The sequence below is a fragment of the Pseudanabaena sp. PCC 7367 genome, assembly GCF_000317065.1.
Taxonomy (GTDB): domain Bacteria; phylum Cyanobacteriota; class Cyanobacteriia; order Pseudanabaenales; family Pseudanabaenaceae; genus Thalassoporum; species Thalassoporum mexicanum.
Genome location: NC_019701.1, coordinates 1,433,077 through 1,458,843, shown reverse-complemented (window position 1 = coordinate 1,458,843; position 25,767 = coordinate 1,433,077). Strand labels below are relative to the sequence as shown.

Genomic DNA, 25,767 nt, shown 5'->3' with positions numbered 1-25,767 from the left:
GCTGTCTCCCGCTAACCAGATAAATGAGAGTGATCAGACAATAAAAACGTTAGGTTAGAGGTTGTATTATCGGTGGCTTAATCATGGCACAATTTCCAGACTCCCTCACTTGGACGGCGGCGGCGAAGGCCAAGCTCAAAAATATTCCCTACTTTGTGCGCACTCAGGCACGTCAGCGGATCGAGCAGATCGCCAATGAACAAAACACCGACACCGTGACGGTGGAGATCGTAGAGCAAGCCCGTCTGGAATTTGGGCAATAGCCACAAATAATAAATAATATCTATGTCACGCGGACACCTGCTCACCGAACAAGCCAACCCCCTCAGCCAGAATCTGGATCAATTGAGCCCATTGGAAATCGTGGACTTGTTTAACCAGGAAGATGCTAAAGCGGTAGCGGCAGTGGCAGCACAGAGAAAGAATATTGCCGAGGCGATCGCCATGATTACCGCATCTATGGCTAATGGTGGTCGCTTGTTTTATGTGGGTGCTGGCACCAGTGGCAGATTGGGCGTGCTGGATGCGGCGGAATGTCCACCTACTTTTTGCACCAATCCAGAATTAGTGCAGGGGATCATTGCTGGCGGAAATGCTGCCCTAGTGCGTAGCTCAGAAGCCCTCGAAGACCGCGAAAGCGACGGCGCAATGGCAATTAGCGATCGCGGCATTACTAACCATGACGTAGTGTTTGGCATCACTGCCGGCGGCACCACCCCCTATGTGCATGGGGCATTGAAACAGGCTCAAACTCTGGGCGCAAAAACGATCTTTTTTGCCTGCGTGCCAGCCGCACAAGTCCCAACTAGCTATGATTTAGAAATTCGGCCATTGGTTGGTGCGGAAATTTTGTGTGGTTCAACCCGGCTTAAGGCTGGTACTGCTACTAAATTAGTTTTAAATACCATTTCCACCGCAGTGATGGTGGGCTTGGGCAAGGTCTATGGCAATCGGATGGTGGATGTGTCGGTCACAAATAGCAAACTACGCGATCGCGCCACGCGGATTCTGATGGATCTGGCAGCGCTCGATCAGCCCACCGCCGCCAACTTACTAGAACAGGCAAAACTCAGCGTTAAAACCGCCCTGTTTATGCATTGGACTGGCCTAGATCTGGCGGTCAGTGAACAATACTTGGCTCAACATGATGGCCATCTTGCTGATGCCTTAAGCGCTTTTCGTGACCAATAATCTTCAATAATTGCCTGACCTAGTGGCGATTACTTACGCTTAGTTACGCTTAGTTGCCTGTCTGACGTACTTTTTAGCCTCATCGATCGCAGCCTGAGTTCGATAGAGCGCAACCCTAGATTTATGGTTACGGTTGATAGCCGGAAATCCTGATCATTGCCTTATTCTTAATTATTACGCTCTCATTGAATCTGATTAAATTGATGTTTAAGTTAAGTGACGTTTAATTCTAAATGAGGAAGTAAGGCTCAGGGTTAACTGATACATACCCCAGGCCTAAATTTATCTACTGCAAACTATTTCATCAGATGAGAAGCAATCACAATACCAGGAACCAGTGGTCTGAGGTCATCCAGGGATACAGGTCCGAAGGTCATGATTGTGGGCACGTCTAACGAAAAGTCTACCAGTGTGCCACTGCGTCCGTATGAACTTTTGCCCCCATCAACGATCAAAGGTACTTTACCGTCAAAAAATTGCATTGCCATGTCGAATGTTTTTACCTTCACATCAGAGGAAACCGCCGCCGCCGCGCAGACCATTGGGTTGGGCACATATGCGATTAAATCGTACATAAAGCGATCGGGGCAAACCACAAATACATTCTTAAAGCCATTGGTGATCGACTCTGGCAGAGTAGCTTTGGCAGGCATAATCATAGTAACGGGATAGGGAAAGTGGGACATCATCTGTGCTGCCGATCGACTCACCTCCACAATTTGTGCTGCCTTTTCCTGGTGGGTTAAAACTGTCATTGGCTGGAGATGGGTTATTTGTTTGAGTTGCTTTAGCTTAGCCACTGCATCAGGGTTAAAGGCATCAGCAACCAGGGCATAGACTGTATCGGTGGGCAGCACAACTACTTCACCTGCTGCCAAATAGCGAGCGATTTCTGGGATTAGGTTAGAACTACGTTTTGCGGTTTTGGTTTGCATGCTTTTTGTATCAAATAATACATAACGTCTATCTCACGCAGTCTATCACCCTACTCAGCCAGTCCAGGGTTTGATCAGCTTATACCAGTGCCATAGGATTTCTTATCTATTTGGGTTGATTAAACTTTTTATCTAAAATCCTTATATGTGTATAAGCTATGTCCTGGTGCGAATATTGACAACTGACAAAAAGCTGAGTTCAGTCAAAATTTATGGCAATGACCTTTAAACAAATACCCCACCATTAAGGCAGGGCTTTTTAAAGTAGTAAAAATCGCTTAAGCCACTCAACTACTGATTAATTGTTTCCTGCTGGTTTTGATCTTGATCCTGACGACTTGCCTCCTGGCGTTGGCGTTGACCGGGCTTGGAGCTGTAGTTGTAGTAGTAGGAGTAGTAGTAACCATAGGGATCATCCTCTGGGAGCGAGGCATTGACCACCATCCCCAAGATATTCTGTCCTGATTGTTCCAATAGCTCCTTCGAGAAAGTCAGGTTATTAGTATCAGCCACACCCACACGGCATAGCATTACAATCCCATCGGCGATCTTGCCAAGGATCGAAGCATCGGCGGCCACTGCCATTGGTGGCGTATCCACAATCATTACATCGTAGTTACTGGAACCATAGTCGATCAGATTTGAGGTTGCTTGTGAGTTGAGCAGGGCGACTGGATTGGCAGGTTTGCTACCAGCAGGCATCACTTCCAATGTGGGCATCACATGGTGTGCTACTTCTGATAGGGGCGATTGGCCAGTGAGCAAATCACTTAATCCGTTTTCATTGGGCAACTGCCAGATCCGGTGTTGGGCTGGGTGGCGCATATCTGCATCAACTAGTAATACCCGCTGACCCAGTTCGGCGATCGTGGCGGCCAGGTTAGCGGCGATCGTTGATTTACCTTCCCTTGGTACTGAACTGGTAACCACAATTACCTTCAGTCGCTTTTTCAAACTCAAGAACTTCAGGTTGGTTTGCAGCATCCGAAATGCTTCACTAATCGGCGAGTTGGGTGCTTCTCTGACCACCAATTCTGGCACAGTCCGGCCAATCCGATTGCCACTGGCCACGGGGAAAAGGGGCACCTTTTTAAAGTTAGGAATAACCCCCAGCAAGGGAAAACCCAGCAACTCCCTGGCGGCGGCGGTACTTTTGATTTTCTTGTCAAATGCTTCTAGCAAAAACACTGCGCCACCAGCAGCAGATAGGCCCAATAGCAGTCCCAATGAGACATTACGTGGCCGACGCGGAGTCACAATATCGATCGGTGTGGAGGCCAAACTCAGAATGCGCGTATTACCAATATTCTGTTGTTCGGCAATTCGCACCTCTTGTAACTGTTGCAGTAGCTCTGCATAGGTTGACTCAGCCACAGTTACTTTCCGTTCTAGGCGACGTTCCTCTTGTTCTAGCTTGGGGAGTTCCCGATATCGCTCCCGATAGTTGCTGTAGACATCATTGAGGGCTGATATTTCTTCAAGCAAGCCAACTCGCTCATTATCGAGGGAATAGAACTGCTGTACTGATTGCTCTTGGAGCCCACCAATTTGGAACAGTGCATCAATATCGATCGATTCACTGGGGGGAATGCCAGCAACTTGTTTTGCGCGCTGACGCAGTAATTGCTCTAAGTTTCTCTCTTGATCACGTAGTACCGCGATTTGGGGCGAATCTTCCCGATAAATAGCTAGCTGGGTGGCGATCGCCTGTTTGGTTTGCTGCAATTCACCCATTACCCCAGCGGTGTGAGGCGATTGGCTCAAAGCCGTCCTTAATAATGCCTGCTCAACGGAATCGATTTCATCAGCCACCAGATTGCCAAGCTGGTCAGATTGGGCATCAATCTTAGCCAGAGATACTTGCATATCTTCAATCCTAGATTCAGTGCTTCTGAATCGATCGATCGTGGCTTCCGCTTCAGCAGAGGCACTGACGAAATTGTACTGCTCCCGAAAAGCGCGAAGCTGTTGTTCGGCATTCTCTACATCTTGTTCTGCCTTGGGCAGTTGTTCTTCAATGAATAACCTGGCCGCGCGTACTGCAGCTCGATTCCGTTCAATATTATTTTCAGCATATGACTGCATCATGCTATTGGCAGCCTCAACCGCCAGCTTTGGATCGCCACTGGTATAAGAGAATCTAAGCACATCGGTACCCGGAATCACATTAACGCCAAAGCTACCCAAAAATTCACCATAGGAGATCGGCCGCTCCACAATTTCCAGCGCCCGCTGAATCACCTCCTTCGATCGCATGATTTGCATTTCTGTATTCAGATAGCCACCGGAAAGCGATCGAGGTTGGTTAACGGTTTTGGAAACCCCCACATTGGTAATTGCGATCGCCTGATCACCAGGTGTAACCAGCATTTCACCAGAAGCTCGATAGCGTGGCTTCATTACAAAAATGGCGTGAAAAGTTGTCACCAAGACAGCCGAGACAAAAACCAGCGTTGCAACTGGCCAGCGTCGTCTAATGATGAATAGATACTGTTGTAGTTGATTCATGGGATTGAGAAGTCAATTTTTGTGCCGAAATGATTGAAGGAAGTGAGTTGGCGGGGAATGAAGTTAATTTAGTAGGGAAACCAAAGTCAGCAATGATCGCTGGAGTGGGAATTTTATTGAATGACTGGTAACTTAGTTGTGCTCTAGTGAGAGCTAAATCACTCATCACCCTAGATCGATCTAACTAGATCTAACTTGTCACCCATACATCCTGCATTCTGGCTCTATTCCCATGACTTTGATATTTGGCATGTTTGGCCTAGCTGCAAACCCTACTACCACCCTGAGATCAGCTTCGATCGTATTCTCAAACAGCTTGCCACTAATTAATTCTGACGATAATGCAACCTAATGTCAGAAATTCATATCTAGACTGATTAGGTTTATACACATATGCATATATGTATGCATGTGAGCTAGATATATGGGAATAAAGGGCAAATCTATGTTACTTAACTATTTATTATAATTACTATTTATAATTTAGATTAATTTAGATCTACTCAATAGCCACCAAGAACATGTTAAACGGGAATCCACCCCAAAAAGGTACTTTAATTACTTTGCGACCACATGAATAACCCGATCTGAGCCAGTTAATCGACTAAACATGTTGGTATTAACATCCTAGCAAGACTCTAGAGCTGAGTTTGCAGGCCGACTGGCAGTTAACTAGCCTTGCACAAGTTTGAGCGATCGGGATTGAACAGTGACTAATTGCGATCGTAATTCACAGACTCATATACATATCTTAGATTTTAGCCTTCTTGCTGCCCAAAAATAAACTGCCAAAACTATTATGATTTGGAATGGGCTGGAATTAATAATAATTTCGGGGTGGCTGAGCAGAAGTTAGCTTATTCTTGGTATCTTGCCGTTGATCAGACGATTGACCTGGCATTTCAGTGCCAAGCATGGCACAAAGCTTTTGTAGCTCTCGTTCAAAATCAGATAGGATTTTGCGCCGATCAAGATGATTGATTGCATATTGGCGAGCGCAGCGTTTTATTTCTGTCCTAGCTTGACGATTTGTTGCCAAATACTTAATGCCCTTGGTAAAACAATTTACATTTTCCGGCGGACAGACCTGGCCACCAGCGGCAGTCACCACATTCGCCAGTTCGGTATTTGGATGAGCTGTGGCAACTACAGCCCCACCACAGGCTAAAATCCCCGCCAGCTTCGATGGCATCACTTGGTCAGATACATCAGCTTTCTGCGGCAGAATATGAATATCGGCCAGGTTCAGTAAATTATTTAGTTGTTCGATCGGCTGCAACGGTAGGAACTTGACATTGTTGAGCCCCAACTGCTCTGCCCGATGTTGTAAATGCCCCTTCATCATGCCATCACCACAGAGTATAAACATGATTTCGCCTGCAACCTGAACATCCGCAGTTGAATTTGAGTGTAATTCGATTGGTGTTTCTAGTTGCACCGATCGCGGTTCAAACTTGCCTTGTGCGGATGGTGTTTGTTGAGGTTCAGCTTGAATCGATCGCAGGGATGAGGATGAGGCTAAAGCTTCTTGTTGCAATTGGTGGGCAGCCTCGATCGCAATTTCTAGACCCTGCTTACGCCCCATATTGCCCGAATAAAGCACTACTGTTTTATTAGCGGGAATGCCCAGTTGCTTTCTGAGCGGGTTGGGGTGCCTGGGATATCGGAGTGGATAAATTTGACTGGTATCAACCCAGTTGGGGAAAAGCAACAGTTTCCGCTGGTCTAATCGCTTGTGCCTGAGCCGTTGCACCATTTTGGTCGTGATTGACGAGACCCGATCGAATCGGCGCAATAGCCATCGCTCCAGGCCACAGACTAGCGATCGCCTGAATTTACCTGACAGAATGCCCAGATCAAACGCAGCATCTACCTCAAAATCTTGGATGTGGAGCCAGGATTTAGCACCACCTATTGCCGCTGCCAGCCAGGCTCCCGGTACAGCAAACAAGGTTGGTGCAACTAACCAGACCAGATCGGGCCGCCACCATAATCCTTGCCACAGGATTACTGGCAAACTGGTAATCGCAAAAGAAAAAAGATGCAAGAGGCGCTTGGCACCAGTGAGTTGGCTAGGCACCCACAGAGGACAGCGATAGAGCTTAATATCCGCGATCGTTTCCTGTTTGTACTGCCAGCCCCTATAGCCTTCTGCCACCTCCCATTTAGGATAATAGGGTGGTGCAGTAACTACCCGAATCTCGTGACCTTGCTGACGCAGCCACTCACACATCTCACTGGTATATTTACCAATCCCAGTGATTTCAGGCGCATAATTAATGCCATAAATCAGAATTCGCAATTTTTAGTCCCCCCAATCGTGCGGTACTTATTTGTAAGTAAGCCCATATCAACCCTGATTAAAACTAATTAGCAACGAAGTCCAGAATGCAAACAATTTGCAGATAGATATGTACTAATCAATTTTTGCTAAGCTATATAGTCTAGAGTTGCAAGACCTATTAAGAACCTAATCAACAAGTTAAAAACAAGACCCGTTTAGCTTCAAGGTTTGTTTTAGATCATACTATCTCTAGGTTCAAAATCTTGACTTGAAAGTTATGTATCAATAATTACTGCTAGGGGAAATTGTGTAGAAAAATATTTGCTGCTGTCCAGGGAACTAATCTGGAACTAGATTGCCAGCTAATTAAGTTGTTTGTGCAGAAATGTAAATAGATTGGATTCTAATGATTTATATACAAGTATGCAAGTATTTATAATCCGATTTACCAAGCAACCTTAGTTAATAATTTAGCCAATACAACTGATTGGTAAGACATAAGAAGTAAACAATTGGATTGAATTAGTAAACTGAAGCTAGGAGTTGATAGGATTTATTTGATTACAATAGCAGGTTTGGCAAATCCTGATAAGTGCTTAAAGCTACCTCGATCGTCTTAAAACTTCGCTTTACGCCGATATACTAAATTTTTGTTTTGTTGGCAGCCAATTATTGTCAATAAAATATGAATTTGTTAAATGCAAATAATATTTACTAACAGATAGTTTTGAGTTTATGCCTGAATCAGGCTAATTGATTATGCCCTTTAAAATATTTTGGCGATCACGGCAACTAATTTTAATTCCAGTACTCTTATTATCGTTATTTTGTAGTGCTTGTAATGTGTCCCGATCGATTGCTGCAGAGCGGGGGTTTGAGCGTGTTTCGCTGGAGTTTGTGGATGAGTATCAACTCCAACAGGATGAATTTGAGGATACCAGGATTGGTGGCTTGTCGGCGATCGCCTATGATCCTGCCTATGAGCCGAATTTAGATGGCCTTGATGATCATTCAGTGCCAGCTACTGCCGATCAGCCGCGATCGTTCTATTTCTATACAATCAGCGATGATCGAAGCGATTTTGCGCCGGCTCGTTTCTATACCTTGAAAATTCAATTCAAGGGACTTGGCCAAGATCCTACCCAACGATTGGATGGTGTCGATGATCAAGAACCATCAGAGTTAGGTTTTGAGGATATAGCCGTTACAGGGGTGACTTTTCTCAAAAATGATCATGGCGACTTTTATGCCCCTGGCACGATCGATCCAGAGGGTTTGGCGATCTCGCCGCGTAATACCGTATTTATTGCCAGTGAGGGAGTTAGTAAAGATGGGGTTGATCCATTTGTGGGTGAATTTGAGTTGGCTACTGGTCAACTACGCCAATATTTGCCCCTGCCGCAGCGTTTTTTGACTGATCCAGAGCAACCAGGCGCTCAGGGGGTACAGAACAATCTTGGCTTTGAATCTTTGACTCTGGTTAAAGAGGCTAGCACCGATCCATTTCGGGTATTTGTAGCCACTGAAAATGCCCTGTTTCAGGATCAAAACTTACCTGCTCTGGCAAACGCCCCTGAGGATCAACCCCCAGAGCAAGCAGATCAATTAGAGCAATTAGAGCAATTAGAGCAATTAGAGCAATTAGGGCAATCAGAAGCCCAAAATTCAACTGATTCAGAATTTAATCAAACCAGACTCAATAGCCGATTTGTTCATTTTGGCTTGGGGATTGGTAAACCATTCCTGGTCTCTGAGCATATGTATGTGTTGGAGCCAGAGCCGATCGATGGTGGTAATGGCCTGGTGGAGATGCTTGCCCTTGATCATGGTGGCCATTTCCTCAGTCTGGAGCGAGCCTATTACATTGCTGAGAATCGCTTAAACGGCAAAATCTTTCAGATTGCGGTGGGTGGGGCAAACGACGTGTCTTCGATCGATAGTTTGAGTGGCAATTTGCCAAACATCCAACCGATCGCTAAGCGGCTATTATTCGACTTACAAGACCTTGGCATCAGAATTGATAATGTGGAGGGTATGACCCTGGGGCCAAAGTTTGCCGATGGTTCAGACAGTCTGATTCTGGTGAGTGATGATAATTTTAACGATCGCCAGGTTACTCAGTTTTTATTATTTAAATTAAAAATGAGCTAAACACAAATTGATCTAAACGCTCGATCGGTTGCTAAACCAAATCCCTCACCCAGCCAGTTATCTGCCACATTCGCACAAACAATAATCCGGCAATAAATGCCCCTAATACCCATTTAGCAGCATTTTTAGCCAGCCCCAGGCGCTGTGCAGTCAAGGTCTGATCCGCCAGGGATTGACCTGCTTGTTCGGCTGTGGCCAACTCAGAGGAAACCTGAGCCCTGAACTGATCGGGAGTCTCAATATCTTCATTTTGCCCCTGCGCCTCTAGTTGTTCAATCAATTGAACAATATTGCTATCACTAGTTTGTTCCAGCTTGTCGCGTACGGCATCTACTTGCGCTTTTTGCTGGAGTAGTTGATTCTCTAGTTCCACCGCATTGAGATTATCGAGCCGTAGGGTATTACTGACGGTCAGCGGCACCAGCAGGAAAAATACTACCGCCGCAATCATACAAAACCAGGAAAGCACCTTCAGCACAATCACTTCCCGATGCTGGCGTGCCGTTTCACCGCGATAGAACACCAGAGCCAGACCGATTAAGGGCACTGGCACCCGCTCGACGATCGTTTTGATTGTGGTTAGCTCCCATTGTGGTTCCATGAACTGAGGCGGAAGCAGGGTGTAGAAGAAATCGATTAGGGCTAACAGCAAGAGGCAATAGCCAACCATGCGAATTAAACCAATCGACTTCAGTTCGCTCCACTCATTCGGTTCATCAGTATTTCGGAGGTTTGCTTGTACAGCTTTATTGATAGTCATGCCTTAAATTTGGATAGTCTCTTGCTTCTTTGTGATCATTGCAATGGGCATTTAACTGGTTATTTAACCGGTTATTTAACTGGGATTGAATGGCTATTATGGCTATTTTAAAGATATATCCGGCGATCTGGCGCTCAGGCGCTCAGGCGCTTTGGTGATTCAGTTCTAACTTTGCCTAATTCTTTAACTAATTTAAGTGAAAATTAGGTTGATCGATCGCTAGGAATTTTGATTGGCAGGCAGGAGTTGCGATCGCCACCATTGACTTAAATTACCCAGGCTGGCTTCTAGGGTTTCATATGCCTGTGCTTCAGCTCCATTTTGGTTGGGGTCAATGTTTATATATAAATGTGCCCAAACACAACGCCGATCGCGCAAGGGAGTTTGTCCCAGTGCCCAGGGTAACAAATTAGCTTTCAGGCTTTGACTGGTGCGTAGATTAATAAAAAAGTCATCCTGATTGGCGATAATGGTGCCATAGGGTGTAATACAAGTGCTCAAATAAGCTTTGTTCTGATAGCTAAATAGATTATAGGAACCAATCCCATCGATCGACTTTTTTAGGCTAGTCATATTATCACCAATAATTTCCTGGAATTCTGGATCGGCAATGTTGGTGTAGGCGGGAATAATTGCTGGAATTTGGCCATAGGAATTGGCAATGTAGCGTATTTCTAGATCCAGGCGGCGATCGCCCTGGCTATATTGATAATGTTTGGCAATAATTACTGTTTCAGCGACTGGCTCATCTTCTTCACCGATCGCCTTGGGCTCAGTGCTAATTGGCTTGCTGTCTTGCAGTTGCCAGCCATCGAGGGGGGCTTGTTCAGGTAATTTAAAGGCACGATCGCCCACTTTCAGGTTCAGCAACGATGCCCCAAATACTAGGACTATACTGCCACAAATAGCTGCTAATAATGGAAGTCGAATCTTGTTCATGTCGCTATCTAAGAGCTATGCTAGCTGCCATGTTTATATGATTTTTGGCTATGATTTTTGGAGGTTAGCAGACTGATCAGGATCAACTTTAGTTTGATTTTGGTTTATTGATGCGATGGGATCAGCCTCGCTTGATTCGGCCACCATTTGAAATTCTGCTTCTGATGCTTCTGGATCTTCATAGTCATAGTCTTCAAAATAAAGATCGAACTCTTCACTTGGATTAGATTCATGGTCATCAAAGATCCGATCGAGCAAGATAAATTTGCACATAATCCCAAAAATCAGGATCGAGATAGTCGAAAAAATCTGCGAGCCCGAATCACCATGCCAATAGTCAAAGACAGGCTGATTATGTACCACCAACGCCAAGAGCATCACCCGCACTGCCCCCAGCAAATAGGCCAGGATGCCCGTGCCCAGAAATAGAGTGCTTTTACGCACCCAAAAGCCAGGAAACAGCAGCGATAGCAATATACACAGGCGCAGCAACAAAAATACAAATACCAACCCAGTACAATGGGTTTCCACTTGCACGCCACCATTGGGAAGCACAATTACCGCACCCTGGGATTGTACATCCATGCCGGCATACCAGAAGGCAAAGGCAGCGATCTTACCCGTCACCACATTCACATTCAGGGCTTTTTCAGTGGCAAACATTAAAGTTGAGGTATACCATTCTTCAGGAATCACAATCATCAGGGTAATCATAAATTCCCGCCAATATTGCCACAAGCCTTTGATGCCAGAAGCAATTAGCCCCAGGCTCAAAAATGCCACTGGTGGATAGGCCCACAGAAACAATGGATCTTGATTATGAGCTGAGATGCTCATCCACATCAGCCAGTAGATTAAAATCCCACCGATGCCAGTAGAGACAGGATCGCTCTGCCAGTTCAGCCGATCGCGCCGATTCCAAATTAAATAGGCGATCGCACCCCAAAACACCACTCGAATGATTAAGGCATCACCATTGCCGGTCAATTGCCACAGCAAATTTAGATGTAAAACAACTAAGGCTGCCAGGATTGCTAGCAGCCAGAATTCGGTTTTCTTGGCATAGTCTTTAATTAACCCAACTGAATCGATCGGCTCTATAGTCATGGTTATCGCTCTTATTGTATTGCGTTGCTCTGCGGTAGTAGCATTAACCCAAATTCAAAAACAACTATAGTCCCAATTCAAGCTGATAGATTATCACAGTTTTGGTATTCAGATTCTGGATTACCTATTTTGTAAATGCATCAGATTAACTAATTATTAATCCTCAAGTATGATTAGCAATCGGCCAAAGTAGTTAAAACACTTTACCTAAAAATCTTAAGCCAGTTATCACAAGTCGGATCTAGTAGTGACAATGATTAGAGTAGCTGTTGTTAAAACTATACCCATATGGCTAGGTATTTATGTCTTTGTGAATTAACCTGGCTCAAGTTAAGCTTGCTGATTTTTACGATCGATCGCCAAGTTATCTAGATTATCTAACTTGCCGTTTACGGTTAACTGACTACTTTTTGATTTTTTTGTTCCCGGCCTTCTTCTTCTTTTTGAAGTAATATGACCCGGCCAACGCCCCACCAGCTAAAGCCAAGCCTGCACTTGATTGGAAGTTGAAAGGTACGGTTGCAATGAATGAATCGAGTGCAATCTGAGATGGGGCACTATCAGGGATATTGATTGAAATCTCAATTGAATCGATCGAAGTTAAATCAATATTTGCATTATTAGCTGTGAAAAGCCCAAAATCAATATCAAATGCACCCGTGAACGAATCAGTAGGGAAGTTTACATTAGCTGTAGCAGTTTCAGGTGTGAGCTGATCATCAATTACAGTGAGAAGAATAGTGGTCAATGATACGCCACCACCATTATTTGTCCGTAGGTTATTACCAGTAATTACGGCTAACCTGAATCTGTCATTATCACCAGCTTCGGTTATATCAACTCCACCTAAACCAGTGCCATTAGCATCATATAGGATATCAACAGTGGCATCGCCACCAGTTAGTGCTTCAAAGCCCAGTTGACCCGTAAAATCGGCTGGGCCAGGTGGATCATTGTTTACAAATGCCTGGGTAAAGACAAAATTATTGGATGTGAGACTAGAATCCCGAACACCTCCTATTGGACCAGATAAACCAGTATCCAAATCACTTGCAGTAGTTGTAGTTTGCAAAGCCGCATTACCATCATCGAAGGTATCGATCGTAAAAGCTTTGGCCGCTGGCGTGGCGATCGCCCCCGATAAGCCCGATAAAAAAGCTACGGTAGTTAGCGGGATAAGTTTTTTAAGCAATCTATTCATTCGTTAAGCCCGTGTTTTCTTGCTGCTAAAGTTCTAGAGCCCTTTCTTAAGGACAAATATTTAAGATTTAAACTTCCGTCTAAGTGAGCGAGCGAGGAACTCTGAATCAGCATGCGCAAATCGATTGCGCCATTAACCCTATTCACTTGTGTCAGTCCAAGGCAGGGATTTCCCCCAAGAATTATGTTTGCCTGACTGATTTTGGGTAGCTCTGCTAAGTAATTTGCCTTAAGCATTAAATACTAGTTTACCCAACTTAAGCAATTTAGCTTAAATGATCTGGCTAGTCAATAGCCGAAATATGTCAAGGAATCCTCACCATCACTGCGATCGGCGGTATTAAGTTATACAAATTGCGATTAATTTATTTGTTCTATACGCTTAATCAAGCTAAATAACTGATTTAATTCATAAGCTCGCAGCTAATCATTTCAATCTTTGGATCTAGTGCCAGCTAATGTCACTAAAACGGCATCTAAATTGTTCAAATAACCAACTGGCCTAAGCACTAGTAAAGGGATAAGCTAATAGGCATAACTGATTTTGATCCTTGGTGGCAGATATTCGCAGATTTACGATTTCCTTGGCTAAGAGCAATCTGCCTCGATCGAATTGGCGTAGAATTAGGTAAATCTTAAAAAACACAATTTATCCCCCAGAACTAAACATTTAAGCTAGTTAGGCTAAACGGCAAGCATGATTGAACACACAGGCATTCTTGAAATCAATGGCGACATTGTTAAAGTTCGAGCTAAAGATGTGGGCTATGAAGAATTGGCGATCGTCTCTAATCCCGACGGCGATCAATCCTTAGCGCAGGTAATCAGACTCCAGGACGATGTTGTTTCCCTACAGGTATTTTCCGGCGGTAAAGGTATATCCACCGGTGCCACGGTTAGCTTCACAGGCAAGCCGATGCAAACCGTTTATTCCTACAACATGGTGGGACGTATTTTTAGTGGCGTAGGCAATCCGATCGATGGTGGCCCCGATCTGGCTACCGAGCGGGAAGTTGAAGTGGCCGGCCCTTCGATCAATCCGGCGATGCGGGTATTGGCAAATAATATGATCCGCACCAACATCCCCATGATTGATATTTTCAATACATTGGTGGAAAGCCAAAAAATCCCCATTTTTTCAGTGGCCGGTGAACCCTACAACCAACTGCTAGCCCGGATTGGCATTCAGGCTGATGCCGATATTATTGTGTTTGGCGGCATGGGGCTAACCTTTGATGACTTCCATTTCTTTACCACCACCTTCCAGAACGAAGGCGTGTTCTCCCGCACGATCATGTTTGCTAACCTGGCCTCCGATTCGATCGTAGAGCGGGTGTTAGTGCCCGATTTGGCCTTGGCCGTAGCTGAACGCTTCGCCGTCGAAGAACACAAACGGGTGTTGGTATTGATGACCGATATGACCGCCTATGCTGATGCGCTCAAGGAGATCGGCGTGGCAATGGATCAAATTCCTTCCAATCGCGGCTATATGGGCGATCTCTACTCCAAGTTGGCTTTCCGCTATGAACGTGCCTGTGATTTTAAGGGGGCTGGTTCAGTCACGATCCTGACCGTAACTACCATGCCCGGTGATGATGTGACCCACCCGGTACCTGATAACACTGGTTATATTACCGAAGGGCAATTCTACTTGCACGATGGCGTAATCGATCCATTTGGATCATTGTCCCGTCTGAAGCAACTGGTGATTGGCAAAAAGACCCGCGATGACCACAGTGCGATCATGAACACCATGATTCGTTTCTACGCTGGTGCCAAGGAAGCCCAGAAGAAAATGGCGATGGCCTTTGATCTTTCCGATAATGATCAGAAACTATTGCAGTTTGGTGAGCTATTCAAAAAACGGTTTATGGACTTTAATGTCGATATTCGGCTTGACGAAGCCCTAGACCTTTCTTGGCGCACCCTGGCGGAATGTTTTTCCAAAGGAGAGTTGTTAATGAAAGATGAACTGGTGGAGAAATATTATCCTGAGGATGTTCATGCTGCTGCTGACGAGGATATGAATGAGTCGGAGATGGCAGATAGCGCTGCTGAGGCTGAAGATCAAGAAGTGGGTGTAGCTTCTAGCTAGCTAATTTATTTCAGCTACGATTGGCTTAGATCGGCAACTCTAATATTAGATCTAATCTCAGATCAAGATAACCTAGAAACTTAAAAACGACAGATTCATAGAGACTCACTACTCTTGCGATCTGTCATTTTTATTGTTTAGTAAGTTGTTTAACCTGAGTTCGATAGATATTTGAAACCATCTGACTAATGGTTACAGAAGATTGCCTAAGTACCAAATTGTTTAGGCGGCGATCGTCTTTATCAAACTGACATTATTTAAAAACTAGTTTATTGGTTGTTGTTGGAAATTTTCATTGTCTAATCGCGCTCAACCCCATATCTGAGCACACTGTAATAGAGCGGCACATAACCAGACTTCAGGCTGCTGGTGCGATTGAGGGCATCTTCAATGTTGCCTCTGAGAATGCGGCTGGCATGGACGCTAAAAATCTCGTACTTATCACCCTTGAATACATAATCAGCCACATCGGTATATTCTTCTGCACCCATCAAACGCCACCGATCGCCCACGTAGGCAAAGTGATAATCGGCGTAGTCAAAGAAAGAGGCTGGCCGATCGATTTCGGCATGGATTGTGGCGGCATAGGGCTCCTGCTCACTCTGGGTCGCTTGAATATTTGATTCTAGGCCGCGATAGAAACAACTTTCTCGGTTGCAAAACCGCATTTTTTGCATTGTGTTAACGATCTTGCTGAACCGATCTTTAACTTCACCTGGCACCGTGGGATTATCGTGCAGCGTAACTTTGGTGGTGCTGATTACCGCGATCGGCATTGGGGGGGTGAAGGTGATTGGTGCAGCGATCGCTGATGCGGCTGGGGTTAAGCCAATCGTCACATACATGATCAGGGCAAGGGCGATCGTAATCGAGAGCGATCGGAGCTTAGAGCCTAGACCCATAACCAGAGAATTGGAGGCAGACTGTCCCAAAAGTCTAGCCTTTGAACCTAATAAATTTAAACCTAACAAATTTGCGCCCGACGAATATTTAAACCAGTTTTGCATTCTTATCAAATCCTAAAATGCCTAAAGCGCACTCTGTGGTCGATCCAGTTGATCCAAGTGCACCTAAAAGCTTTATTTTTTATAAGTTGATGTCAAAAAAATATACTAATGGATGGCCAGATGTAACTACTCATAGATATAGATGGCTTGTGGCATTTGGTTTGGTAATTCAAACAAGAACTCAAATAAAAACCTAAAGGGCATCAGCCCCAATCCCAATTAAGTTGAGCAAGCTCATCTGGAACCTAACTATGAATTATGAACATATAGTCGATCGCTGTACCTTTTAGATCTTTGCGACTAACCAATTAATTCCTGACCATACTGGATCAATCCGTCACATCAGCCAAAGTAGACCAGCTTTTAAAATATAGCCAATTCCTTGCCACATCAGCATAACGAGTAATTTTTCAAATCGCCGTTATCCCTAATAATTTTCAATTTGATCTACTCATTAGACATGCGATCGACCAGAATCAGATCGGAGGCTTCTTCTAGCTCTGGCACAAATTCAGTGCCCTTCAAGCGCATCCCCAGCTCGAACAAAATTTCCGCCATATCATCACGGGATACTTTCATATCACCCAGGGCAGTGAGGCGGCGATCGAGTTCTTCTTGGATATAGGTTCTGAGGCTGCGCACATCTTCTTGCAGCTTCTCTTTGGCCTCGTTGAGTTCATCTCTAATCGAGCTGGTGCTATCGTCTAGATCGGCACTCAGTTTTTCAAAGTTAGCGGTAGTCTTGCGATAGGTGCGATCGACTTGCTGGCGGAGATCCTGGCGTTCTTCGTCAGAGGAGGTTTGCAAAGTTTTAAGCTTCTTTTCCAAACTTTCGATCGCCACGCGCATTTCTGTGGTCAGGGCATTTTTGATTTCACTCACCCGATCGCGTAACTCATCTTGAGTCGCCACAATATCTGCTTCGATCTTTTCAAAGCGGGAGTTATATTCACGCAACTGAGCGCCAAAAATAATATCGCGGATCTGATCGATATTACCTAGCTTGTCATACATATCATCGCGTTTGATCTGGTTAACCATAGTCACTGTTACCTTTTGTGGGGACTCCTCAAGCTGATTGTGTTTGCGTGATCGGGATGATCGGGATGATCAAAGGATTAAATTAGTAGCTCTTCAGTAGAACCTGGATTGAGGGCTATTACGGCGATCGCCACCATTGCTGATGTCTATCATAACTACAACCGACTTTAATGTAAAAACGCTTAGACGTTAAGGCTTTACTCAAAATTACAGTGATTAGCGTAGATATTCAATCATATTTATCTAGTATGCGATTGACGCATTTTTTACCTAACCACTGCTCCGCTGTTCTAAATTGACTAATTTAGGTGCTTAACTTAATCACCCATAGCTGTCCATAGCTGTAAATATGAATTTAACTAAGATCAGTATTTGGCTGCAAGCTCCTATGCTCAACTTCAGCGTTTTTACCTAGACCCATTGTCTACTTTGACAAATAATCTTCAATTAGATTGTTGATTTTCGGATTGATTGAGCTAATCAAAACTGCTACCACTGGCCTAATTTAAATTAGCTTTGCTGGTTGGTTTAGTTAGATTTGAGTGTTTAGATTTGAGGATCAGGATCGCAAGCGCATTGTATTTGATTGTATTTGGTATTTGTCATAGGTATAACTACCCTAACGTTTGTTCCATAGTCTAGCAATAGAGCCCAGCCGATCGCTACTACTGACTAAATAAATTTTAGCTCCGCCCTTAATCACGCTTCTCCTACTGCTATGACACTCCTATGACAGCAAATTTACCAGAGTTTGATTAGCTATTGTGGTTGTTGTGGTACTGGCTCTGGTTCCTGCTTTTGCACCACATCCAAGGGCCGATCGGGTTGATAATAACTCTGCCACTGCCATTTATTCGCACCACTGGTCAATACTAGCGCCTCTACTGTGTCCAGGCCAATTTCCACGATCGCCAATTCCAGCCAATCATCACCATCGAGATCATGGGCACTAAAGAGCGCAAAACTGCCCACACTATCCTGCGTATAGGCCAAGGCACGACTATGGGTAGCGATCGTTTCCACTAGCCAGGTATCGGGGGCATCATCTGGCCGTCGCAACATCACCAACATGCTATATTCCCAACGTTGATCGATCGGTAGCTGCAAGAATCGCTGCCAGGCATCTATTTCCAAGCTACTGGGTCGATTGATGTTGTCTAATCGCAGTCCAGCCACAATCTCTGCTTGCTGATTATTGTCAATATCCAGACACATCACCGAGGAAACTGCTACCCTTGGCAGGTGATCGACCCTGGCTCCGAGATCTAAAAACAACGCTCGGCTGTTATCAAGCACCAGACTTTGCACCCCACTGGGACAGGTGTAGCGGCGCGAGGTTGTTGGTTGACTGGTTGGATCGGCAGCCACTTCAGTTTCAGGATCGATCGGTGCAGCGATCGTCACCAAGCCACTGGGCACAATCAACAAATTACGCTCCTGCCAGATGTCATTCCCCTGGTTATTGTCCTGCGTAATGGCGGCGGGCAGTTGAAAGGTAGCAATCTCACCAAACACCTGGGAACCGGATAGTTCGGCGGCTTGGAATTGCATTCGTGATTCACCAAATTTGACCACCTGAAAGCTGCGATCTTCTGGCAGGGAGTTGATCACATCAGTCAAAGAACCCTGAGCCGCAACCAGGTCAGATGGAACCAATGTATCGATCGTGGTGCCGTCGGGAGCAACCTGCGTAAAAATAAAAACGGGTACTTTTTCCTGGCGATCGATGCAGCTAGTAATCGTTAGGCAGGTTAAGCCCAAAGATAGAATTACCCTGAGGCCAGCCCAAAAACGTGATTTAGTTTTTTTTACCCTGCCAGCTAATCGCTCTACCATCACCACAACCACACCACTAGGTAGTCTCAATATTTCATTGTTGGTTTTTTCTATTTTGCCTTAACTAGACTAATGCCTAATCGTGGCAATTGTGCCCAGTTATTCTACTTATTTTTTTATTTTTGGTTGAGCATAATTAACCAAATTGAGCCGCCGCCAACTCCCACCAAACCGATCGGCAAAGTGAAGAATATATACCAGCCAGCAGTAAACATCCAGGCTAAAATGCCACCCAGCTCAAACGAGCCAACCTGACAAGAATTGGCAAATCCCTCATTTACCTGGCAACCGAGCAGATTACCAATCAAATTGGCCAACAATACTGAGAGCAGGGGTAAAACGGCAAAGATCAAACTAGCAGCGATCAGCACCAGGGGATATTTGGACATACTTTCTAGGTTTATTTGTCCGGCTCATCTTGCCCCTGCCCAGGCAATACCACCTGCTTACCCTTGGCCAATCGATACATTAGCCAAACGCTGATACCAAAATAAAGCGAAGATAGACTGCCCTGGATTAGTTGGCTGGTAACTTGCACCCCCTCTGGATTAGCACCAATCGCGCCAGAGCCAGCATAGACAAGCAGCCATGCCACTAACAAAGAAAGGGATACCTTGCTCACTTCCCGTTGTTGCCGATCGCCCCGCTTGCCAATAAAGGTCATCGCCGCTGGCACAAACCCAAACACAGGCATCAGGCAGGCATATAAATAGGCTTTTTTATAGGCTTTGCTGAGGCTAGGTGAATCATTCTCTGATTGAGCATCAGCCCGATTAGAGCGATCGCTATTTTGTTCAAACTTATCCCAATCGATCGATCGGCTAGGGGGGCGGCGATTGCGTTTGCTTCTTCTCATCCCAAATCAACCTCCATAGACTCTAGACAGCCAGGTAAATGAAGCACCAGGTCAACCAAACGATCGCCAAACATATTAATGCCAAATGCCATTAGCGCGAAATATTTGCAGCTCTATTAGTGAATTTAATGGGTTTGATATTTATTAATAGTTTTGGCAATTACTAGCAGCCACAGAAATAAAATCAGGGTTCCTAGATTAACTAAAGTAGCGTATCTAACTATTGTAGATACTGCCCGCCTTAAGTTGAATCAGTCTAGAAACCCTGGCTTATTTTATATTTGTATATTTGATTGTTATGGCAATTATTTAATCAGCGATTAATTAAGCATCGCTCATCGATCGCTAGAGTTAAAAATAAAAATAACTCTTGAACTAAAACTACCTTAGGCCGTAACTAATTCAGGACGCTTGCTATTGCGGATGCCTCTGATCGCCTCGGCATAATCAGGAGCCTTGAACACCGCCGAACCAGCCACGATCGCATTAGCGCCAGCTTCCAGCACTTGCCAGGTGTTATTAGCCTTTAAGCCACCATCCACTTCGATCCAAGGATCGAGGCCACGCTCATCACACATCCGGCGCAGGGCAGCAATTTTGGGAACCACGGTGGGAATAAAGCTCTGGCCACCAAAACCAGGGTTGACACTCATGATCAACACCAGATCACAAAGCTCGATGCAATATTCAATCAAAGACAAAGGAGAACCAGGATTTAATACCACACCAGCCTTAGCACCATTTTCTTTGATCTGACCCAGGGTGCGATGCAAGTGGGGAGAAGCATTATGCTCCGCATGGACATAGATATGATCAGCACCAGCTTTGGCAAAATCTGCCACATATTTTTCTGGCTCTACGATCATCAAATGGACATCCAGCGGCTTTTTGGTCACCGGCCGGATCGCGCTAACGATTAATGGGCCGATCGTGATGTTGGGGACGAAGCGACCATCCATAACATCAACGTGAATCCAATCGGCTCCGGCTTCATCAACGGCACGAATTTCATCACCCAGGCGGCTAAAATCAGCCGACAGAATTGAAGGAGCAATAACTATTGGTTTGTTGGACATGCTTGTTATGCCTGAATACTTATACTTCTGAATACTTAATACTTCTGAATACTTATGACCGAATACTTATACTTTCTTAATATTATCACCCCAATTGCGATCGCCAGGTTAATTACGGTTAAGTAAATACCAATAAAGACCTAGAAGCTGTGCAGAAGCAATCCTCTGAAAAATGCTTTGTAACGAGTTGGGCAACATTGCGCCAAGTTTCAGCCAGCTCGAAATTTATGGTAGCCAGGGGGTAACATCCTGCTATGCCAACCCAATGTGACAGGACTAGTTAATCTAATTAATCTAAATCAAAAAAATCTAGTTTGCCTTGCTGAGCCATTGACCCGCAGCTTAATTACTAATAAGTCAATTACTAAGTCAATCACCCAGAGCGATCGTTATGGATGATGCTGTCAAGCTGTTATCACTTCCCCGTCTGGTTACGACAAACAATCATTTTTTGCCCCACTTCTGAACTATAATTAGACTTATTGCTTAGTTAGTTTAACTAGGCTATATCTAATAATTACCCTTGAATTTATTGGCCATATTTCTTAGCCATTAAGGCGATTAAATATTGGTTAGGCAAGAGTTGAACAATAGTAATTATTCAAAGATCGCAATTAATTGATAAATCTAAGTTCTGTAACTAACTGTTTATTATTGCCTTAATTTAATTGCAATAATCGTGGCTAAGAATTAAATACGGGGTGGTATCAAGCTGCGGCAGGAAGGGTTTCAATGAATTTATCTCAACTTCAAACTAAGTAAATACCAAGTAAATATCTGTATTTATATGCATCACTGGAGCTTTTAATTAGGCTCAACGTAGGGGCGATCGACTGAGGGGAAACTGGTCTAGCCCAGGGTTTTTAGTACCCAAAAATATGATGCAATTATGCATTCAAATGCATTTAAGCCAATTGATCTAGCTTTTTAATTCAATTCTTTCAATTCTTTTAAGGGAATCTGCATCAAAATAGTTGTTCTAGCTGAATTTAGTCATGCAAGGCTGGCGAATTAACCAATTAATGGGGAAATTTGAGGTGGCTGCGGCACTACCTCGATCCCAAAAGCGGGCGCTCTTAGTGCTGATGGATTCTTTATTATTTCTGGCCGCAACCTATGCAGCGCTGGGCTTGCGATTTAATAACCTGTTCCCAGTTGAGCAGATTCTAGAATATGGTTGGCGGGCAGCATTGCTATTAATCATCAATCTGGTGGTGTTTGTGGCGATGGGTCTATATCGACCGATTCTGCGCTATACGGGGGCGGAATTTATGGCGATCGCGGCTAAGCCTGTGTTAGTCAGCTTTGGCATTTCGATCGCCCTGGCCTACTTCCTGAAGTTCCTGCTCCTGCCCCGATCGGTCTTGATCAATACTGCCCTGCTCAGCCTGCTGTTTGTCTCAGTGGCTCGGTTCTGGTTGCGGGCTCTGGTGCAAAGGTTTAACCTGGCTGGGCACGATCGCAATAAGCTAGAGCAGGTAATTATTTATGGCGCTGGTTCGGCTGGATCGCAATTGGCCGAGTCCTTAATCAATGGCACTAGTATCAAGATTGTCGGGTTTGTGGATGATAATCCCGCCCTACAAGACCACATTGTGCGCGGTGTGCGGGTACATGCGGCCAGCCAACTACCAGCCCTGATCAAGCAACGGCCATGTGATGCAATTTTACTGGCGATGCCTTCGGTGAAAGGGGAAGATCGGCGGCGGATTCTGGACAAGTTGCGATCGCTGCGCATTCCCGTTAAAACCGTGCCTTCGATGCGCGAGATCTTGACTGGCAAAGTGGCGATCGGCGAAATTCGTCAGATTGAACTGGATGAACTGCTAGGGCGCGATCCGGTCACCCCTGATCCCAAGCTGCTGCGCACTAATATTACTGGTAAATCAGTGATGGTAACTGGGGCTGGCGGATCGATCGGGGCGGAATTATGCCGTCAGATCGCCATGCAGCAACCAAAATGCTTGGTGCTCTATGAAATGAGTGAATTTGCCCTCTACACGATCAATCTGGAACTAGCAGAAAAATACCCCGATTTACCACAACATGCTTATCTGGGTTCGGTCACCGATGCAGCACGATTGAAATCAGTTTTAACCGAATGCCAGGTGGATACGATTTACCACGCTGCTGCCTATAAGCATGTACCACTGGTGGAAACCAACCCCCAGCAGGGCATTTTTAATAATGTGATGGGCACCCTGACCGCAGTACAATGTGCGATCGCCGCAGAAGTAAATTTATTTGTGCTCATTTCCACCGACAAAGCGGTACGCCCAACTAACATTATGGGAGCCAGCAAGCGGATCGCCGAATTGATCTTGCAGGCTTTGGCTACTCAGTCAAACCATACAACCTGCTTAACCATGGTGCGGTTTGGCAATGTGCTGGGTAGTAGTGGTTCAGTGGTGCCCAGGTTCCATCAGCAGATCGCGGCTGGTGGGCCAATCACCGTTACCCATCCAGAAATGACTCGCTATTTTATGTCGATCCCAGAGGCGGCCAGATTAGTAATTCAGGCTGGGGCAATGGCGCGGGGTGGCGAAGTATTTTTGCTGGACATGGGCGAGCCGGTTAAGATTTATGACCTGGCGACCCGGATGATTCAGCTTAGTGGTTTGGAACCAGGCCGAGATATTCAAATTAAAATCAGTGGTTTGCGGCCAGGGGAAAAGCTCTATGAGGAATTATTAGTAGACAAAAATAGTGCCAAGTCTACTCAACATGCCAAAATTTTCTGTGCCTATGAATCAAGGCTGGCATGGCGATCGCTGCAACCGAAGTTACAGACGCTCTTGAATTATGCCCAAACCGATTGCCCAACCCCAATGGTGGAATTAGTTAAAGAGCTGGTGCCGGAATATTGTCCTAGTAATGCGCCTAGTAATGAGAGCAATGCGAAGAATCTAGCCCATAGTAATAATTCGACCAGCGCCAAGAGATCGAGCGGAAGCAATCGCTCTACGCCGCGATCGACTCAATTAAATCCAGCCAGCCCAGTAAATTCAACTAGTCCAGCCCAGCCCAGGGTGGCAGCAATCTCTAAATTTCAACCAGCTCAGCCCGCTGCCCTGGAAAATCGCTTCTATCAGCGCTTAGCAGGCATGGTGGTAGGAGCAATTACTGCTGGTAGCTCCAGTCAGCATTTGGGTGTGCCTAGACATTGGTTGGACGATCGGTTCTTGAACCACAAACAGCAACCCCAGCAGCATAAGCATCGCAAAAAATAATCAATCGCTGCAATCGCCAGCAATATATCAATAATATACCAGTAATATATCAGTGCATCCAGCTCATCAAGTTAACTTTGGCGGTGGAATTAATGGAAAAACTAACCAGCAACCCCAACAACCTGGATCTGGTCGAAGCTAAACCGCCGAATACATCATATTTGGTACAGCGATCGCGCCTGGTTGGTCAAGTTCGTGTCAGTGGCGCAAAAAATAGTGTCTTGCGGCTTCTGGCGGCCAGTTTGCTCACCAGCGAAACTGTCTGTTTGGAAAACTATCCCGCGAGCCTGCTGGATGCTCAGGTGCAGGCAGGGATGTTGCAAAAGCTGGGCAAAAATTGTCAGATTACAGCCAACAAAATTACGATCGCTGAGCCAGAATCGATTACTTCTACGCTCAATTGGCAGGGGCGATCGATTCGTAATACCCTGCTAATCTTGGGCGCATTGGTGGCCAGAACTGGCAGCGGTAGTGTGCCTTTGCCGGGTGGTTGCCAAATTGGTAATCCTGGTAATAGCAGCAATATTAGTAATAGTAAGTCTGAGCAAGTTGATGATCGCGATCGACCTCAGCCAGTGGTTGGGAATGGCGATCGTAAATTTGACTTGCATGAAATGTTGCTGCGCCAGATGGGGGCAGAAGTCTGGATTGAAAATAACCAGCTTTGTGCCGCAGTAAAGGATAAATATCACGGTAAGCTTCAGGGCAGCGATATTCATCTGCCGATTCGATCGACGGGAGCCACGGAAAATGCAATCATCTGTGGATCACTGGCCACCGGCATCACCAGGGTTTGGAATCCCCACATCCGGCCAGAGATCCTGGATTTAATTAATTATCTGCGCAGCATGGGTGCCAAAATCCAGGTTTTTGGTCAGGAGCACATTGAGATCACTGGCGTAGCGGGACTAAAGGGCACAAACTACCGCGTTTTGGCCGATAACATGGAGGCGATCACCTGGCTGGTGGGGGCGGTGATTACTGGCGGCGATCTGGAAATTCAAGATTTCCCCTATGGCAACCTGGAAATTCCCTTGATTCATCTGCGTGAAAGCGGTACAAAGTTTTATCGCGGTGACCATAGTCTGATTGTGCGCGGTGGCAGGTGCTATCCGGTGGAGATCGCCACTGGCCCCTATCCTGGCATCAATTCAGATATGCAGCCGCTGTTTGCTGTCTATGGTGCGATCGCCCGGGGTGAGTCAAAAATCATTGATCTGCGCTTTCCTGGTCGCTATGGTTATGCCCAGGAACTGGCCAAAATGGGAGTACAATTTGCGATCGATGGTAATCTGCTGAAAATCCAAGGTGGTCATGCTCTCGCTGGCGCGATGGTTAAAGCGTTAGACCTCAGGGCAGGAGTAGCACTAACCTTGGCTGGTTTGGTGGCAGCAGGTGAAACCAGGGTCAGCAATTCATGGCAGGTGGAGCGGGGCTACGATAATTTTGTGAGCAAAGCTCAAAGTCTTGGTGCTAGATTGCAACGATATATTGAATATTGATGTGTTTGAGTTGTGTTGCTAATTTTTTGGGTCAAAATATGCCAATGTG

19 protein-coding genes are annotated in these 25,767 nt (G+C 45.4%); 6 read left to right on the top strand and 13 right to left on the bottom strand.

The genetic code is table 11. The features are described 5' to 3' along the window. The first annotated feature begins 83 nt into the window (after positions 1-83). Together PSE7367_RS05650 and murQ are read left to right on the top strand one after the other, a co-directional pair. Positions 84-263, top strand: coding sequence for a PCP reductase family protein (locus PSE7367_RS05650; RefSeq protein WP_015164414.1), 180 nt, complete (start codon positions 84-86; stop codon positions 261-263). 22 nt (positions 264-285) lie between these two features. After that, positions 286-1,191, top strand: coding sequence for an N-acetylmuramic acid 6-phosphate etherase (gene murQ / locus PSE7367_RS05645; protein WP_015164413.1), 906 nt, complete (start codon positions 286-288; stop codon positions 1,189-1,191). Positions 1,192-1,487: 296 nt separating this feature from the next. Here murQ and PSE7367_RS05640 read toward each other — a convergent pair whose 3' ends face one another. The 3 genes from PSE7367_RS05640 to PSE7367_RS20220 form a co-directional block, all read right to left on the bottom strand. Then, the gene (locus PSE7367_RS05640; RefSeq protein WP_015164412.1) at positions 1,488-2,126 is read right to left on the bottom strand and encodes an L-threonylcarbamoyladenylate synthase; all 639 of its coding nucleotides are present in this window, start codon (positions 2,124-2,126) and stop codon (positions 1,488-1,490) included. A 291-nt stretch (positions 2,127-2,417) separates the two neighbouring features. Then, a complete protein-coding gene (locus PSE7367_RS05635) occupies positions 2,418-4,634 on the bottom strand; it encodes a GumC family protein (RefSeq protein WP_015164411.1) in 2,217 nt (738 codons plus the stop codon). An 820-nt stretch (positions 4,635-5,454) separates the two neighbouring features. Continuing rightward, on the bottom strand, positions 5,455-6,936 hold the full coding sequence (locus PSE7367_RS20220) for a glycosyltransferase WbuB (RefSeq protein ID WP_015164410.1): 1,482 nt from the start codon (positions 6,934-6,936) through the stop codon (positions 5,455-5,457). Between the two features lie 825 nt (positions 6,937-7,761). Between PSE7367_RS20220 and PSE7367_RS05625 the strand changes: the two genes are divergently transcribed. After that, positions 7,762-9,069 (top strand): esterase-like activity of phytase family protein, encoded by a 1,308-nt coding sequence (locus PSE7367_RS05625; RefSeq protein ID WP_198013441.1) that lies wholly within the window; start codon positions 7,762-7,764, stop codon positions 9,067-9,069. 31 nt (positions 9,070-9,100) lie between these two features. On the opposite strand, the gene hpsJ-A is transcribed toward PSE7367_RS05625, so the two are convergent. The 4 genes from hpsJ-A to PSE7367_RS05605 all read right to left on the bottom strand — a co-directional run bounded on the left by hpsJ-A (position 9,101) and on the right by PSE7367_RS05605 (position 13,076). After that, positions 9,101-9,829, bottom strand: coding sequence for an HpsJ-like protein, cyanoexosortase A-associated (hpsJ-A, locus tag PSE7367_RS05620; protein ID WP_015164408.1), 729 nt, complete (start codon positions 9,827-9,829; stop codon positions 9,101-9,103). A 219-nt stretch (positions 9,830-10,048) separates the two neighbouring features. After that, a complete protein-coding gene (locus PSE7367_RS05615) occupies positions 10,049-10,768 on the bottom strand; it encodes a cyanoexosortase A system-associated protein (RefSeq protein ID WP_015164407.1) in 720 nt (239 codons plus the stop codon). Between the two features lie 48 nt (positions 10,769-10,816). Then, on the bottom strand, positions 10,817-11,875 hold the full coding sequence (gene crtA, locus PSE7367_RS05610; protein WP_015164406.1) for a cyanoexosortase A: 1,059 nt from the start codon (positions 11,873-11,875) through the stop codon (positions 10,817-10,819). Between the two features lie 403 nt (positions 11,876-12,278). Then, complete coding sequence (locus tag PSE7367_RS05605) at positions 12,279-13,076, bottom strand: PFE-CTERM domain-containing protein (RefSeq protein ID WP_015164405.1); 798 nt, start codon at positions 13,074-13,076, stop codon at positions 12,279-12,281. 696 nt (positions 13,077-13,772) lie between these two features. Here PSE7367_RS05605 and PSE7367_RS05595 point away from each other — a divergent pair. Continuing rightward, a complete protein-coding gene (locus PSE7367_RS05595; RefSeq protein WP_015164404.1) occupies positions 13,773-15,170 on the top strand; it encodes a V-type ATP synthase subunit B in 1,398 nt (465 codons plus the stop codon). A gap of 299 nt (positions 15,171-15,469) precedes the next feature. Here the strand turns inward: PSE7367_RS05595 and PSE7367_RS05590 are convergent, their stop codons facing one another. From PSE7367_RS05590 to rpe, 6 genes are all read right to left on the bottom strand, one after another. Then, positions 15,470-16,177, bottom strand: coding sequence for a hypothetical protein (locus PSE7367_RS05590; RefSeq protein WP_015164403.1), 708 nt, complete (start codon positions 16,175-16,177; stop codon positions 15,470-15,472). Between the two features lie 447 nt (positions 16,178-16,624). Then, complete coding sequence (locus tag PSE7367_RS05580) at positions 16,625-17,218, bottom strand: hypothetical protein (protein WP_015164402.1); 594 nt, start codon at positions 17,216-17,218, stop codon at positions 16,625-16,627. Positions 17,219-17,977: 759 nt separating this feature from the next. Further along, positions 17,978-19,084 carry a hypothetical protein gene (locus PSE7367_RS05575; RefSeq protein ID WP_041698339.1) on the bottom strand — a complete coding sequence of 369 codons (1,107 nt, stop codon included), beginning with the start codon at positions 19,082-19,084 and terminating at the stop codon, positions 17,978-17,980. A gap of 86 nt (positions 19,085-19,170) precedes the next feature. Continuing rightward, positions 19,171-19,443, bottom strand: coding sequence for a hypothetical protein (locus PSE7367_RS05570; RefSeq protein ID WP_015164400.1), 273 nt, complete (start codon positions 19,441-19,443; stop codon positions 19,171-19,173). An 11-nt stretch (positions 19,444-19,454) separates the two neighbouring features. Then, positions 19,455-19,910, bottom strand: coding sequence for a hypothetical protein (locus tag PSE7367_RS05565; protein ID WP_015164399.1), 456 nt, complete (start codon positions 19,908-19,910; stop codon positions 19,455-19,457). Between the two features lie 386 nt (positions 19,911-20,296). Continuing rightward, positions 20,297-20,986, bottom strand: coding sequence for a ribulose-phosphate 3-epimerase (gene rpe / locus PSE7367_RS05560; protein ID WP_015164398.1), 690 nt, complete (start codon positions 20,984-20,986; stop codon positions 20,297-20,299). A gap of 995 nt (positions 20,987-21,981) precedes the next feature. Between rpe and PSE7367_RS05555 the strand changes: the two genes are divergently transcribed. Next, positions 21,982-24,216 carry a polysaccharide biosynthesis protein gene (locus PSE7367_RS05555; RefSeq protein WP_015164397.1) on the top strand — a complete coding sequence of 745 codons (2,235 nt, stop codon included), beginning with the start codon at positions 21,982-21,984 and terminating at the stop codon, positions 24,214-24,216. Positions 24,217-24,308: 92 nt separating this feature from the next. Further along, positions 24,309-25,718, top strand: coding sequence for a UDP-N-acetylglucosamine 1-carboxyvinyltransferase (locus PSE7367_RS05550; protein ID WP_015164396.1), 1,410 nt, complete (start codon positions 24,309-24,311; stop codon positions 25,716-25,718). The last annotated feature ends 49 nt before the right edge of the window (positions 25,719-25,767 follow it).

Coding starts and splice junctions, on each gene's coding strand:
- PSE7367_RS05650 (WP_015164414.1), top strand. CDS start 84: ATGGCACAATTTCCAGACTCCCTCACTTGGACGGCGGCGGCGAAGGCC.
- murQ (WP_015164413.1), top strand. CDS start 286: ATGTCACGCGGACACCTGCTCACCGAACAAGCCAACCCCCTCAGCCAG.
- PSE7367_RS05640 (WP_015164412.1), bottom strand. CDS start 2,126: ATGCAAACCAAAACCGCAAAACGTAGTTCTAACCTAATCCCAGAAATC.
- PSE7367_RS05635 (WP_015164411.1), bottom strand. CDS start 4,634: ATGAATCAACTACAACAGTATCTATTCATCATTAGACGACGCTGGCCA.
- hpsJ-A (WP_015164408.1), bottom strand. CDS start 9,829: ATGACTATCAATAAAGCTGTACAAGCAAACCTCCGAAATACTGATGAA.
- PSE7367_RS05615 (WP_015164407.1), bottom strand. CDS start 10,768: ATGAACAAGATTCGACTTCCATTATTAGCAGCTATTTGTGGCAGTATA.
- crtA (WP_015164406.1), bottom strand. CDS start 11,875: ATGACTATAGAGCCGATCGATTCAGTTGGGTTAATTAAAGACTATGCC.
- PSE7367_RS05605 (WP_015164405.1), bottom strand. CDS start 13,076: ATGAATAGATTGCTTAAAAAACTTATCCCGCTAACTACCGTAGCTTTT.
- PSE7367_RS05595 (WP_015164404.1), top strand. CDS start 13,773: ATGATTGAACACACAGGCATTCTTGAAATCAATGGCGACATTGTTAAA.
- PSE7367_RS05590 (WP_015164403.1), bottom strand. CDS start 16,177: ATGCAAAACTGGTTTAAATATTCGTCGGGCGCAAATTTGTTAGGTTTA.
- PSE7367_RS05580 (WP_015164402.1), bottom strand. CDS start 17,218: ATGGTTAACCAGATCAAACGCGATGATATGTATGACAAGCTAGGTAAT.
- PSE7367_RS05570 (WP_015164400.1), bottom strand. CDS start 19,443: ATGTCCAAATATCCCCTGGTGCTGATCGCTGCTAGTTTGATCTTTGCC.
- PSE7367_RS05565 (WP_015164399.1), bottom strand. CDS start 19,910: ATGAGAAGAAGCAAACGCAATCGCCGCCCCCCTAGCCGATCGATCGAT.
- rpe (WP_015164398.1), bottom strand. CDS start 20,986: ATGTCCAACAAACCAATAGTTATTGCTCCTTCAATTCTGTCGGCTGAT.
- PSE7367_RS05555 (WP_015164397.1), top strand. CDS start 21,982: ATGCAAGGCTGGCGAATTAACCAATTAATGGGGAAATTTGAGGTGGCT.
- PSE7367_RS05550 (WP_015164396.1), top strand. CDS start 24,309: ATGGAAAAACTAACCAGCAACCCCAACAACCTGGATCTGGTCGAAGCT.